Annotated in this window: 13 protein-coding genes; 11 read left to right on the forward strand and 2 right to left on the reverse strand. The window is 72.8% G+C overall.

What is annotated here, in order from left to right; genetic code table 11:
* Nucleotides 1-54: 54 nt before the first annotated feature.
* Nucleotides 55-1695: a hypothetical protein gene (locus AB0N76_RS32420; RefSeq protein WP_363563302.1), complete on the reverse strand. Its 1641-nt coding sequence runs from the start codon at nucleotides 1693-1695 to the stop codon at nucleotides 55-57.
* Nucleotides 1696-1881: 186 nt separating this feature from the next.
* Here AB0N76_RS32420 and AB0N76_RS32425 point away from each other — a divergent pair, with 186 nt between their 5' ends.
* A complete protein-coding gene (locus AB0N76_RS32425; RefSeq protein ID WP_363563304.1) occupies nucleotides 1882-2316 on the forward strand; it encodes a DUF393 domain-containing protein in 435 nt (144 codons plus the stop codon).
* 24 nt (nucleotides 2317-2340) lie between these two features.
* Here AB0N76_RS32425 and AB0N76_RS32430 read toward each other — a convergent pair whose 3' ends face one another.
* Nucleotides 2341-4398: an elongation factor G-like protein EF-G2 gene (locus tag AB0N76_RS32430; RefSeq protein WP_363563306.1), complete on the reverse strand. Its 2058-nt coding sequence runs from the start codon at nucleotides 4396-4398 to the stop codon at nucleotides 2341-2343.
* A 213-nt stretch (nucleotides 4399-4611) separates the two neighbouring features.
* On the opposite strand from AB0N76_RS32430, the gene pgsA reads away from it, so the two are divergent.
* The 10 genes from pgsA to ruvB form a co-directional block, all read left to right on the forward strand.
* On the forward strand, nucleotides 4612-5259 hold the full coding sequence (gene pgsA, locus AB0N76_RS32435; protein ID WP_363563308.1) for a phosphatidylinositol phosphate synthase: 648 nt from the start codon (nucleotides 4612-4614) through the stop codon (nucleotides 5257-5259).
* A 15-nt stretch (nucleotides 5260-5274) separates the two neighbouring features.
* Complete coding sequence (locus AB0N76_RS32440) at nucleotides 5275-6261, forward strand: phosphatidylinositol mannoside acyltransferase (protein WP_363563310.1); 987 nt, start codon at nucleotides 5275-5277, stop codon at nucleotides 6259-6261.
* Nucleotides 6262-6346: 85 nt separating this feature from the next.
* Nucleotides 6347-7531 (forward strand): glycosyltransferase family 4 protein, encoded by a 1185-nt coding sequence (locus AB0N76_RS32445; protein ID WP_363563312.1) that lies wholly within the window; start codon nucleotides 6347-6349, stop codon nucleotides 7529-7531.
* A 65-nt stretch (nucleotides 7532-7596) separates the two neighbouring features.
* Complete coding sequence (locus AB0N76_RS32450; RefSeq protein WP_363563314.1) at nucleotides 7597-8142, forward strand: hypothetical protein; 546 nt, start codon at nucleotides 7597-7599, stop codon at nucleotides 8140-8142.
* 177 nt (nucleotides 8143-8319) lie between these two features.
* On the forward strand, nucleotides 8320-9231 hold the full coding sequence (gene pdxS, locus AB0N76_RS32455; RefSeq protein ID WP_363563316.1) for a pyridoxal 5'-phosphate synthase lyase subunit PdxS: 912 nt from the start codon (nucleotides 8320-8322) through the stop codon (nucleotides 9229-9231).
* An 87-nt stretch (nucleotides 9232-9318) separates the two neighbouring features.
* Complete coding sequence (pdxT, locus tag AB0N76_RS32460) at nucleotides 9319-9936, forward strand: pyridoxal 5'-phosphate synthase glutaminase subunit PdxT (RefSeq protein WP_363563318.1); 618 nt, start codon at nucleotides 9319-9321, stop codon at nucleotides 9934-9936.
* A 92-nt stretch (nucleotides 9937-10028) separates the two neighbouring features.
* Nucleotides 10029-10787 carry a YebC/PmpR family DNA-binding transcriptional regulator gene (locus tag AB0N76_RS32465; RefSeq protein WP_363563320.1) on the forward strand — a complete coding sequence of 253 codons (759 nt, stop codon included), beginning with the start codon at nucleotides 10029-10031 and terminating at the stop codon, nucleotides 10785-10787.
* Nucleotides 10788-10913: 126 nt separating this feature from the next.
* Nucleotides 10914-11501, forward strand: a complete 588-nt coding sequence (gene ruvC, locus AB0N76_RS32470) for a crossover junction endodeoxyribonuclease RuvC (RefSeq protein WP_363563326.1) — start codon at nucleotides 10914-10916, stop codon at nucleotides 11499-11501.
* The gene (gene ruvA, locus AB0N76_RS32475; RefSeq protein WP_363563322.1) at nucleotides 11498-12109 is read left to right on the forward strand and encodes a Holliday junction branch migration protein RuvA; all 612 of its coding nucleotides are present in this window, start codon (nucleotides 11498-11500) and stop codon (nucleotides 12107-12109) included. Before ruvC ends, ruvA begins: the two co-directional genes overlap by 4 nt.
* Before the next feature lie 92 nt (nucleotides 12110-12201).
* Nucleotides 12202-13053, forward strand: an 852-nt coding sequence (ruvB, locus tag AB0N76_RS32480; RefSeq protein ID WP_363563324.1) for a Holliday junction branch migration DNA helicase RuvB, incomplete at its 3' end; no start/stop codon positions are given.

Raw genomic sequence — 13053 nt, forward strand, 5'->3', positions numbered from 1 at the left:
GCCCCGCCGACCGTGAAGGTCGGCGGGGCCCTCTCCGTTGCGGCGTACGGGCGTTCAGGCGTCGTACTGGTCGACCTTGAACGGGCGGCTGCCCTGGGCCTCGGCCTTGAGGCCGGCCATCCGGCCCTTGAAGGCGCGTTCGGTGTCGAGGTCGTGCTCGGCGAGGAACTCCGTCGTCGCGGTGTGGACGGCGGTGATCACCGGGTGCGAGACGTTGAGCGCGTTGTCGGCCATGCTGCGGGTGCCCCAGGGCAGGCCGGCCCAGACGTGCCGGAGGCCGAAGGGCTCGGGCAGGCCGAGGCCGCCGCCGAGCCAGCCGAGCAGGCCGGGCATCCGGTAGAAGGGGGCGCGGACGGCCTGCCGGACGACCTCGTCGTTGTCGATCAGGGGGAGCTTGACCGTCCGGTCCTCCCAGAACTTGACGGTCTTGGCGACCGACTTCTCCTTGTCCTTGGGCTTGTCGAAGAAGAAGCCGTCGAGCGGGCCGAGCGCGAAGGCCGCGACGGTGACGTTGAGGGTGTTGGCGAGCAGGGCGACGGTGACGGTGAAAGTCAGCACCAGCTTGCCGTCGTGGGTGATGAACTGGGTGGCGAGGTAGTGCCGGGGGCCGCCGGGGAAGGTCTGCTTGTTGGCGACGGCCTGGACGGCGAAGTCGCGCATGTGGTCGCCGTCCATGTCGGCGTTGGCGGGGCGGCTGATCTCGTCGGCGCTCTCGCCGACCTCGTAGACCACCCACTGCTTGATCTGGACGTCGGGGATGCCGCTGTTGGCGACCTCGCTGATGCCGAGGGCCTTGAGGTGGCCGGAGATCTTGCGGACGAGGTCCCAGGGGTGGAACTGGCGGAAGTCGAGCTGGCCCTCGGCGGGGCGCAGGGTGTCGATGACCTTCCACTCGCCCCAGCGGCGGCCGGCGCCGAGGATGCCCTTGGGTCCGGCGTAGTGCTGGATGTTGGTGTCCTGCTCGGATTCGAGCCGGCCGAGTTTGGCGCGCAGGTCGGCGGCCTTCTTGTCGAGGTCGTCGCGGGGGACGGCCATCGGGACGGTGGCGGCGACGGCGTTGCCCTCGACCAGGGCGAGCCAGCGGGAGCGCAGGTCGACGGCGGTGCGTTCGACGATGCGCTTGGCCAGGTACCAGCCGATGACCGGGGCGAGCATCACGACGCGCAGGTAGAGGCCGAGGATGCCGCCGGCGGGTGGCTTGATCGCGAGCAGGACGGCGAGGGCGACGGCGAGCGTGAGGACCAGGGCGCCGTAGGCACCGGCGTTCTTGGGGTTGTCGCGCTTGAGCCAGGCGCGGAGCTGGAAGGCGCCGAGCCAGAGCGCGGTGCCGGGCAGGCAGAGCACGCCGGTGACGACGGTGATGCCGGTCAGCTGCCGGTCGCGGTTGCGGCGGATCTCCTCGGCGGCGAGGGCGTGTTCGACGACCTGGCGGCTGTCGATGCCGAAGGAGGGCACCAGGGGTTTGCGGTCGCCGCCGAGGGTGCGGGAGATGAGGGCCTTGCTGAAGGCCTCGCCCAGGTTGGGCCGGAAGAGGGCGAAGCGGCCCTTCTTCGCGGTGGCGCCGGGTTTCTCGGCGAACGTGTGGACCTCGCTGTCGCGGTACGCGGCCGAGGAGAGCGCCTGGGTGACGGCGGTCTGCGGGCCGGCGTCGGTCCGGGGTATCTGCGCACCCGGGGTCATGTCGAGTGTGGTCACGGTGGCGTCCCCTCCTCCCCTTGTGTCCTGCGGCAGGTTACCGTGCCGTGGTGCCGGCGTGTGGATGATCGTCTGAAGTGCCGTCACGAACGGGCCACGGTGGGCCTGTGCAGCATGATGCCCACGTTTCGCCTGCTCGACGCCCCTGAGCGCGGGCGAAGGTGTCGGGTGGTGCACGATGGCGGTATGGCGATCGCTGAGCAGGCTGAACTGACGGATCCGGTGCTGGTCTTCGACGGGGACTGCGCGTTCTGCACGACGTGCGCGACCTGGGCGGAGCGCTACCTGCGGCAGACGCTGGCGTCGGGGGGCTGGGAGGCGGTGCCGTTCCAGTTCGCGGATCTGGCCGGGTTGGACGCCTTGGCCGGGGGGCGCGGGGAGGTGTCCTGGGAGCGCGCGGAGCGCGAGGTGCTCTGGGTGACGCCGACGGGCCGGGTGTACGGCGGGGCGCAGGCGGTGGCGCGGCTGCTGATGCGTTCGGGCGGGGTGTGGGCGTACCTGGGCGGGGTGCTGGCGCTGGCGCCGGTGCGGCCGGTGGCGGCGCTGGTGTACCGGTGGGTGGCGCGCAACCGGCACCGGCTGCCGGGCGGCACGGCGGCGTGCGCCCTGCCGCAGCGGTAGGAGCGGCCGGCGGTCAGCGGTGCGTCAGCCGTCCTTGTCGGTGAAGCGGGCAGCGAGGGCGGGGGGCATCGGTTCGTGGCGCAGGTGGGCGCGGCTGAACTCGGCGGTGCCGTGGGTGAGTGAGCGCAGGTCGACGGGGTAGCGGGCGAGTTCGAGTTCGGGGACCTCGGCGCGCAGCAGGGTGAGGCCGGGGCCGGCGGTCTCGGTGCCGAGGACGCGGCCGCGGCGGGCGGAGAGGTCGCCGAGGACGGCGCCGAGGTAGTCGTCGGGGAGCAGCACGCTGACGGCGGCGACGGGTTCGAGGAGCCGGATGACGGCGTGTTCGGCGGCGTCGCGCAGGGCGAGGGCGGCGGCGTTCTGGAAGGCGGAGTCGGAGGAGTCGACGGAGTGCGCCTTGCCGTCGGTGAGGGTGACCCGGATGTCGACGAGCGGGTGGCCGGTGGCGACGCCCTTGGCGAGTTGGGCGCGGACGCCCTTCTCGACGGAGGGGATGAAGTGTTTGGGGACGGCGCCGCCGACGACGTGTTCCTGGAATTCGAAGCCGGAGCCGGCCGGGAGGGGTTCGACCTCCAGGTCGCAGATGGCGTACTGGCCGTGGCCGCCGGACTGTTTGACCAGGCGGCCGTGGCCGGCGGCGGCGGTGCCGAAGGTCTCGCGGAGGGCGACCTTGTGTTCGACGGTGTCGACGTGGACGCCGTGGCGGTTGCGGAGGCGGTCGAGGACGGCTTCGGCGTGGGCTTCGCCGGTGCACCAGAGGACGAGCTGGTAGGTGTCGGCGTTCTGTTCGAGGCGTAGGGCCTGGTCTTCGGCGGCGAGTCGGGCGAGGGCCTGGGAGAGCTTGTCGTCGTCGGCCTTGCTGTGGGCTTCGACGGCGATCGGGAGCAGGGGTTCGGGGAGGGTCCAGGCGTCGAGTTCGACGGGGTGGCCGGGTTCGTGGACGGTGTCGCCGGCGCGGGCGGTGGTGAGTTTGGCGGCGCAGACGAGGTCGCCGGCGACGGCGTGCGGGACGGGTCGCTGGAGTTTGCCGAAGGGGCTGGTGAGGCCGGTGACGCGTTCGTCGCCGTCCTGGTCGGCGGGGTGGTCGGGGCCGGTGAGGTGGATGCGGGTGTCGGGGCGCAGGGTGCCGGCGTAGAGGCGGAGCAGGCTGATCCGGCCGACGTAGGCGTCGCCGGTGACGCGGACGACCTGGGCGGCGAGGGGGGCGTCGGGGTCGCAGGCGGGGGCGGGGCGGGTGCGTTCGGTGGGGTCGGGGAAGGTGGCGGTGATGAGGTCGAGGAGTTCGGTGGCGCCGAGGCCGTTGTCGCTGGTGGGGACGGCGGGGTGGAGGGCGCAGGCGAGGACTTCGCGGCGCATGCCGGCTTCGAGGGAGTCGGTGTCGAGGGTTTCGCCGGCGAGGTACTGCTCCATGAGGGTGTCGTCCTGGCCGGAGATGGCCTCGACGAGGCTTTCCCGGGCGGGCGCGGTGTCGGGGAGCGGGTCGGCCTGTCCGTAGGTGTGGCCGGTGAGGAGGTCGACGCTGCCGTCGGGGCGGCCGTCGTGGTGGACGGGGAGGAAGAGCGGCCGGAGGGTGTCGGGGCCGAGGTCGAAGGCGTCGTGGCAGGCGGTGAGGATGTCCTCGAAGCTGCCGTGGGCGAGGTCGAGCTTGGCGACGGCGATGGCGCGGGGGACGGACTCGGCGGCGCATTCGCGCCAGAGGGCGCGGGTGGGGGCGGTGACCGGGTCGGTGGCGGAGACGACGAAGACGGCGGCGTCGGCGGCGTGCAGGGCGGCGCGCAGGTCGGCGGCGAAGTCGGGATGGCCGGGCGGGTCGATCAGGTTGATCTTGACGCCGTGCCATTCGAGCGGGAGCACGGAGAGCTGGACGGAGCGCTGCTGCTGGTGCTCGATGGGTTCGTGGTCGGAGACGGTGGTGCCGTCGGTCACCCGGCCGGGGCGTCCGACGGCGCCGGCGGCGAGGGCGAGGGATTCGGCGAGGGTGGTCTTGCCCACGCCGGCGCAGCCGATGAGGACGACGTTTCGCAGGTCGCCGGGTCCGGTCACGGTGGGGGCCTGGCCGGCTCGGACGGTGCTGCGGTCGGGCATCGGGGTCTCCTCCCGTGGCGCCGAGGCTGTCAGGGAAAGTCTAGGTGCGGGTGGTCCGGGGGGCGCGCGAGCGGCGGGTGGGTGGTGCGTGCGCGGGGTCGGTCGGTCGGCGTGGCTACGATGGGTGCGCCGGGTGGGCTGATCCATTCGGCCGTCTGCCGCGCACCCCGGCCGCAGGCGGGTACCAGGAAGATCGGAGCGGTCGGGAAGGCCATGCTCAACAAATACGCGCGTGCCTTCTTCACACGTGTTCTGACCCCGTTCGCCGCGTTCCTGATCCGTCTGGGTGTGAGTCCGGACACCGTGACGCTGGTCGGTACGGCCGGTTCGGTGGCGGGTGCGCTGGTGTTCTTCCCGCGTGGGGAGTTCTTCTGGGGCACCATCACGATCACGCTGTTCATCTTCTCGGACCTGGTGGACGGGAACATGGCCCGGCAGTTGGGGAAGTCCACCAAGTGGGGGGCGTTCCTGGACTCGACGCTGGACCGGGTGGCGGACGCGGCGATCTTCGGCGGCCTGGCGATGTGGTACGCGGGCAAGGGCGACAACAACCTGCTGTGCGCGGTGGCGATCTTCTGCCTGGCGAGCGGGCTGGTGGTGTCGTACACCAAGGCGCGGGCGGAGAGCCAGGGCCTGCCGTGCGACGTGTCGGGGCTGGTGGAGCGGGCCGAGCGGCTGGTGATCAGCCTGGTGGCGGCCGGTGTGGCGGGTCTGCACACCTTCGGGGTGGAGTACGTGGAGTGGCTGCTGCCGGTGGCGTTGTGGCTGGTGGCGGTCGGGAGCCTGGTGACGGTGTTCCAGCGGATGCTGACGGTGCGCCGTGAGGCGTTCGAGGCGGACCGCGTGGCGGCCGGCGGCTGAGGGGCGGGTTTTTCGGTGAAGGACCGACTGGTCTACGCGGCGTACGCGGCGGGGTGGGGGGCGCTCAAGCACCTGCCCGAGCCGGCGGCGCGGGCCTTGTTCGACGGGCTGGCGGACTACGCGTGGCGCAGGCGCGGCCCGCGGGTGCGGCAGCTGGAGGCGAATCTGCGGCGGGTGTGCCCGGAGGCGGACGAGGTCCGGCTGCGGGAGCTGTCGCGGGCCGGGATGCGTTCGTACCTGCGGTACTGGCAGGAGTCGTTCCGGCTGCCGGTGTGGGGCCGGGAGCGGATCGCCCGGGACGTCCGGGTGGAGGGCTTCGAGGCGCTGAAGGAGGCCCTGGACTCGGGGCGCGGCGCGGTGATCGCCCTGCCGCACTCGGCGAACTGGGACCTGGCGGGCGCCTGGGTGGCGCTGGAGGGGTACCCGTTCACCACGGTGGCGGAGCGGTTGAAGCCGGAGCGGCTGTTCGACCGCTTCGTGGCGTTCCGTGAGGGCCTGGGCATGGAGGTGCTGGCGCTGACCGGCGGCTCGGTGAACGTGGTCGGCACGCTGGCGCGGCGGTTGCGGGCCGGGCGGATGGTCTGCCTGGTGGGGGACCGGGACCTCTCGGAGGCGGGGATCGGGGTGACCTTCTTCGGGGAGGAGACCCGGATGCCGGCCGGTCCGGCGGCGCTGTGCCAGCGGACCGGGGCGGCGCTGATGCCGGTGACGATGTGGTACGACGGGCCGCTGCTGCGGGCGCGGATCCACCCGGAGGTGCCGGTGCCGGCCGAGGGTGACCGCACGGAGAAGACCCGGGCGATGACGCAGGCGATGGCGGCGGTGTGGGAGGCGGGGATCCGGGAGCACCCGCAGGACTGGCACATGCTGCAGCGGTTCTGGCTGGCCGACCTCCCGGTCCGTGAGACGGTGGAGGAGGGGCCCGGCGCGGCCGCCGGGCGGGAGCCGGGCGCGCGGCCGGCGGCGGAGCCCGAGCCGGCGGCGGAGGCCTCCGGGGCCTGACCGCCTCCCGGGGAACGTTCCGGGGCCGCCCCCGAAGAGCCCGTAGAGAGCGCGCGGCACCGCCCGCAGGAGTCTGAGGAGACCCGTGAAGATCGGCATCGTCTGCCCGTACGACTGGGACGTCCCCGGCGGGGTGCAGTTCCACATCCGGGACCTGGCCGAGCACCTGATCGGTCTGGGGCACACGGTGTCGGTGCTGGCGCCCGCCGAGGACGAGGAGGCGCTGCCGCCGTACGTGGTCTCGGCCGGCCGGGCGATCGCGGTGCCGTACAACGGTTCGGTGGCCCGGCTGAGCTTCGGGATCCTGTCGGCGGCGCGGGTGCGGCGGTGGCTGCACGAGGGCCGGTTCGACATCCTGCACGTCCACGAGCCGGCCGCGCCGAGCCTGTCGATGCTGGCCGCCTGGTCGGCGTCGGGGCCGATGGTGGGGACGTTCCACACCTCGAACCCGCGCTCGCGGGCGATGATCGCCGCCTATTCGATCCTCCAGCCGGGGCTGGAGAAGATGCGGGCGCGGATCGCGGTGAGCGAGTACGCGCGGCGGACCCTGGTGGAGCACCTGGGCGGCGACGCGGTGGTGATCCCGAACGGCGTGGACGTCGGGTTCTTCGCGGAGGCGGAGCCGGACGAGCGGTGGACCGGGGGCGCGGCCGAGGGTCGGCCGGGCACGATCGGCTTCGTCGGGCGGATCAACGAGCCGCGCAAGGGCCTGCCGACGCTGCTGGCGGCGCTGCCGAAGATCCTGGCGGAGCGGCCGGGGGTGCGGCTGCTGGTGGCGGGCAAGGGCGACGAGGAGGAGGCGGTCGCCGGGCTGGCGCCGGAGGTGCGGGCCCAGGTGGAGTTCCTCGGCATGGTGAGCGACCGGGACAAGGCCCGGCTGCTGAGCAGCGTGGACCTGTACGTGGCGCCGAACACCGGGGGCGAGAGCTTCGGGATCATCCTGGTGGAGGCGATGTCGGCGGGCGCGCCGGTGCTGGCGAGCGATCTGGACGCGTTCAAGCAGGTGCTGGACGGCGGGGACGCGGGCGAGCTGTTCCCGGTGGAGGACGCGGACGCGCTGGCCCGGGCGGCGGTGCGGCTGCTGGGGGATCCGGGGCGGCTGGAGGAACTGGGGAAGGCGGCCTCGCGGCACGTGCGGCGGTTCGACTGGTCGGTGGTGGCCGCGGACATCCTGGCCGTGTACGAGACGGTGACGGCGGGGGCGACCGCGATGGTCGAGGAGGACGAGCGCAACGGGTGGCGCGGCCGGTTCGGGCTGGCCCGGGACTGAGCCCCGGGCCGCCGTGGCACGGCGGTCGGCGGGCGGGCCGGGGGCACCGGGTAGCGTAGCGCCCCGTGACTACCTGGATCTGGGCCGGCGTGGCCGTGGTGCTGTTCGGCATGTACCTGAGTTGGACGGCCGGGCGGTTGGACCGGCTGCACGCCCGGATCGACGCGGCCCGGGCGGCGCTGGACGCGCAGCTGGTGCGCCGGGCGTCGGTGGCGATCGAGCTGGCTACGTCCTCGCTGCTGGATCCGGCGGCGTCGCTGCTGCTGCTGGACGCGGCGCACGCGGCGCGGCAGGCGGAGGACGAGCAGCGCGAGGTGGCGGAGAGCCAGCTGAGTCTGGCGCTGCGGGCGGTGTTCGCGGAGTCGGCGCAGGTGGCGGCGCTGGTGGCGGCGCCGGGCGGCGAGGAGGCGGTGCGGGACCTGACGGCGGCGGTGCGGCGGGTGCCGATGGCGCGGCGGTTCCACAACGACGCGGTGCGGGCGGCCCGGGCGGTGCGCGAGCACCGCTTGGTGCGGTACTTCCGACTGGCGGGGAAGGCGCCGTTCCCGATGGCGTTCGAGATGGACGACACGCCGCCGGCGGCGCTCACTCCGGAGGGCGCGCCGTCCTAGGGAGGCCTGGGACGGGGCCCCACGTGGCACTCGTCTCACGCACGGGATCGCCGCGTCCGGATCCGGCCTGTTTGTCGTAACCCGTGACGCGGCCTGGACTTGATGGCGCATGGAGAGGCGGTTTCTTCCGCCTACCATAGGGCGATAGCACTGGTTCATCTTCGAGTGAGGTCTCACGTGTCCACCACCCCCACCACCGCAGACCAGCCGCAGATCGGTACCGCCCGGGTCAAGCGCGGCATGGCCGAGCAGCTCAAGGGCGGTGTGATCATGGACGTGGTCAACGCCGAGCAGGCCAAGATCGCCGAGGACGCCGGCGCTGTGGCCGTCATGGCCCTGGAGCGCGTGCCGGCCGACATCCGCAAGGACGGCGGCGTGGCCCGGATGTCGGACCCGAACATGATCGAGGAGATCATCGGCGCGGTCTCGATCCCGGTCATGGCGAAGTCCCGGATCGGCCACTTCGTCGAGGCCCAGGTCCTGCAGTCGCTGGGTGTCGACTACATCGACGAGTCCGAGGTGCTGACCCCGGCCGACGAGGTCAACCACTCCGACAAGTTCGCCTTCACCACCCCGTTCGTGTGTGGTGCCACCAACCTGGGCGAGGCCCTGCGCCGGATCGCCGAGGGTGCGGCCATGATCCGCTCGAAGGGCGAGGCCGGCACCGGCAACGTCGTCGAGGCGGTCCGCCACCTGCGCCAGATCAAGAACGAGATCGCCAAGCTGCGCGGCTTCGACAACAACGAGCTGTACGCCGCCGCCAAGGAGCTGCGCGCCCCGTACGAGCTCGTCAAGGAGGTCGCCGAGCTCGGCAAGCTGCCGGTCGTGCTGTTCTCCGCCGGTGGCGTGGCCACCCCGGCCGACGCCGCGCTGATGCGCCAGCTGGGTGCCGAGGGCGTCTTCGTCGGCTCGGGCATCTTCAAGTCGGGCGACCCGGCCAAGCGTGCCGCCGCGATCGTCAAGGCCACCACCTTCTTCGACGACCCGAAGATCATCGCCGACGCCTCCCGCAACCTGGGCGAGGCCATGGTCGGCATCAACTGCGACACCCTGCCGGAGAGCGAGCGCTACGCGAACCGCGGCTGGTAGTCCCGCCTGACGGCCCGCCGCACGGTGTGATCATCGACGCGGCGGGCCGCTGCGCGTCGTCCGTACGAGAGTCAAGAGGTACTTAGAGTGTCCACTCCAGTCATCGGCGTCCTCGCCCTGCAGGGCGACGTCCGCGAGCACCTGGTCGCGCTGGCCGAGGCCGACGCGCTGGCCCGGCCGGTCCGCCGGGTGGAGGAGCTGGCCGAGGTCGACGCGCTGGTGATCCCCGGCGGGGAGTCCACCACCATGTCCAAGCTGGCGCTGCTGTTCGGCGTGATGGACCCGCTGCGCGAGCGGGTCGCCGCCGGCATGCCGGTGTACGGCACCTGCGCGGGCATGATCATGCTGGCCGACAAGATCCTGGACGGGCGCGAGGACCAGGAGACGGTGGGCGGCATCGACATGACCGTGCGCCGCAACGCCTTCGGCCGGCAGAACGAGTCCTTCGAGTCCGGCGTCGCCTTCAAGGGTCTGGGCGAGGAGCCGGTGCACGGCGTCTTCATCCGCGCCCCCTGGGTGGAGGCGGTCGGCGCGGGCGTCGAGGTGCTGGCCGAGCTGCCGGCCGCCGACGGCCCGGACAGCCGGATCGTCGCGGTCCGCCAGGGCAACCTGCTGGCCACCTCGTTCCACCCGGAGCTCACCGGCGACCACCGGGTGCACGCCTACTTCGTGCGCATGGTCGAGGAGCACCTCGCCGCCGCGTGACCGTCCGCAGGCGACCGTGTGCGGGCCACCGGTGGCGGCACCGGTAAGATCCCTTCTGTTCATTTCCCTTTGGCGACGTAAAGGAGCTGGCGATGTCCGGCCACTCTAAGTGGGCTACCACCAAGCACAAGAAGGCCGTGATCGACGCCAAGCGCGGCAAGCTCTTCGCCAAGATGATCAAGAACATCGAGGTGGCGGCGCGCACCGGCGGTCCCGACCCGGCCGGCAACCCGACCCTCTACGACGCCATCCAGAAGGCGAAGAAGAGTTCGGTCCCGATCGACAACATCAACCGCGCCGTCAAGCGCGGTGGCGGTCTGGAGGCCGGCGGCGCCGACTACCAGACCATCATGTACGAGGGCTACGGCCCGAACGGTGTCGCGGTGCTCATCGAGTGCCTCACCGACAACCGCAACCGCGCCGCCTCCGACGTGCGCGTGGCCATGACCCGCAACGGCGGTTCGATGGCCGACCCGGGCTCGGTCTCCTACCTGTTCACCCGCAAGGGCGTCGTGATCGTCCCCAAGGCGGACGGCGTGGACGAGGACGCGGTCATGGAGGTCGTCCTCGACCAGGAGCCCGAGGAGATCAACGACCTCGGCGAGTCCATCGAGATCGTCTCCGAGGCGTCCAAGATGGTCGCCGTCCGCACCGCCCTGGTGGACGCGGGCATCGACTACGACTCGGCCGAGGCCAACTTCCTGCCGAGCATGCAGGTCGAGCTGGACGTCGACGGCGCCCGCAAGATCCTGAAGCTGATCGACGCCCTGGAGGACAGCGACGACGTGCAGAACGTCTTCGCCAACTTCGACATCAGCGACGAGGTCGGTGCGCAGCTCGACGCCGAGTGACCGTTCCCACCTCCCGGCCCGGTGGTCCCCTGGACCGCCGGGCCGGTGTCGTTCGAGGCACTGTCCGACCCGGGCGGTAGCCTTCGGCGGGTCGGACACGGCGGACGAAGGGCGGGATGCAGGGTGGTGCGGGTGCTGGGCGTGGACCCGGGGCTGACCAGGTGCGGGGTCGGCGTGGTCGACGGCGCGCCGGGCCGGCCGCTGCGGATGGCCGGGGTCGGCGTGGTGCGCACGCCCGCGGAGGCGGAGATCGGGCAGCGGCTGCTGCTGGTCGAGCAGGGCATCGAGGCCTGGCTGGACGAGCACCGGCCCGACCTGGTCGCCGTCGAGCGGGTCTTCGCGCAGCACAACGTCCGGACGGTGATGGGGACGGCCCAGGCCAGCGCGGTCGCGATGCTCTGCGCCACCCGGCGCGGGATACCGGTCACCCTGCACACCCCCAGCGAGGTCAAGGCCGCCGTCACCGGCTCCGGCCGGGCCGACAAGGCCCAGGTCACGGCCATGGTGCAGCGGCTGCTGCGGCTGGACGCCCCGCCGAAGCCGGCCGACGCCGCGGACGCGCTGGCGCTGGCCATCTGCCACATCTGGCGCGGCGGCGCCGCCAACCGGCTGGAGGCCGCGGTCGCGGCGGCCCGCGCCACCGCCCGTCCGGCCGCCGGCACCACCCCGCGCTCCACCCCCCGCTCCACACCCCCGAGAGGAATCAGCCGGTGATCGCCTTCGTGCAAGGACCGGTGGCGGCCATCGCCACCGGGGTCGCGGTCGTCGAGGTCGGCGGGGTCGGCATGGCCGTGCAGTGCACCCCGGCCACGCTGGCCGGGCTGCGGCTGGGGGAGCCGGCCCGGCTGGCGACCTCGCTGGTGGTCCGGGAGGACTCGCTGACCCTGTTCGGCTTCGCGGACGACGACGAGCGCGCGATCTTCGAGATCCTCCAGGCGGCGCCGGGCGTCGGCCCCAAGCTGGCGCAGGCGATCCTCGGCGTGCACAGCCCCGACGCGCTGCGGGCCGCGGTGGCGAGCGGGGACGAGAAGGCGCTGGTGGCCGTGCCCGGCATCGGCAAGGCCAAGGCGGCCAAGCTGCTGCTGGAGTACAAGGACAAGCTGGGCGCCCCGCACGGGGCCGTCCCGGCGCAGAAGCCGGTGGCGAGCGGCCCGGCGCCGTGGAGCGAGCAGCTGCACGCCGCGCTGGTCGGCCTCGGCTACGCGCCGCGCGAGGCGGACGACGCGGTCAGCGCCGTCACCCCGGAGGCCGAGGCGCAGCCGGTGCCGGACGTCGGCGCGCTGCTCAGGCTCGCGCTGCGCGGCCTCAACCGTTCCCGCTGACGCCGTTCCGGGCCGAAGGCCGTCCCGCCGACACCCTTACCGCCGAAGCCATCTGACGATCTGTCCGTTTGTCGATTTTGGAGCCCGAGCTGATGAGTCCGTACGACTCCGACCCGGCGGACCGGCTGGTCACCGCCGCCGCCGACGGGGAGGACCAGGCCGTCGAGGCGGCGCTGCGTCCCCGGCAGCTGGACGAGTTCATCGGCCAGGAGCGGGTCCGCGAGCAGTTGTCGCTGGTGCTCCAGGCGGCCCGCCAGCGCGGGACCGCCCCCGACCACGTGCTGCTCAGCGGCCCGCCCGGGCTCGGCAAGACCACCCTGTCGATGATCATCGCGGCGGAGCTGGGCGCCCCGATCCGGATCACCTCCGGCCCGGCCATCCAGCACGCCGGCGACCTCGCCGCGATCCTCTCCTCGCTCAGCGAGGGCGAGGTGCTCTTCCTTGACGAGATCCACCGGATGTCGCGGCCCGCCGAGGAGATGCTCTACATGGCGATGGAGGACTTCCGGGTCGACGTGATCGTCGGCAAGGGGCCGGGCGCGACCGCCATCCCGCTGGAGCTGCCGCCGTTCACCCTGGTCGGCGCCACCACCCGGGCCGGCCTGCTGCCGCCGCCGCTGCGCGACCGGTTCGGCTTCACCGGGCACATGGAGTTCTACGCCCCGGCCGAGCTCCAGCGGGTGGTGCACCGCTCGGCCGCGCTGCTGGACGTCGAGATCGACCCGGCCGGCGCCGCCGAGATCGCCGGCCGCTCCCGGGGGACGCCGCGGATCGCCAACCGGCTGCTGCGCCGGGTCCGCGACTACGCCCAGGTGCGGCACGACGGCGTGGTCACCCCGGAGATCGCCGGCCAGGCGCTGGACGTCTACGAGGTGGACGCCCGTGGTCTGGACCGGTTGGACCGCGCGGTGCTGGACGCGCTGCTGCGGCTGTTCGGTGGCGGC

The sequence above is a fragment of the Kitasatospora sp. NPDC093806 genome (assembly GCF_040683335.1).
Lineage (GTDB): Bacteria > Actinomycetota > Actinomycetes > Streptomycetales > Streptomycetaceae > Kitasatospora.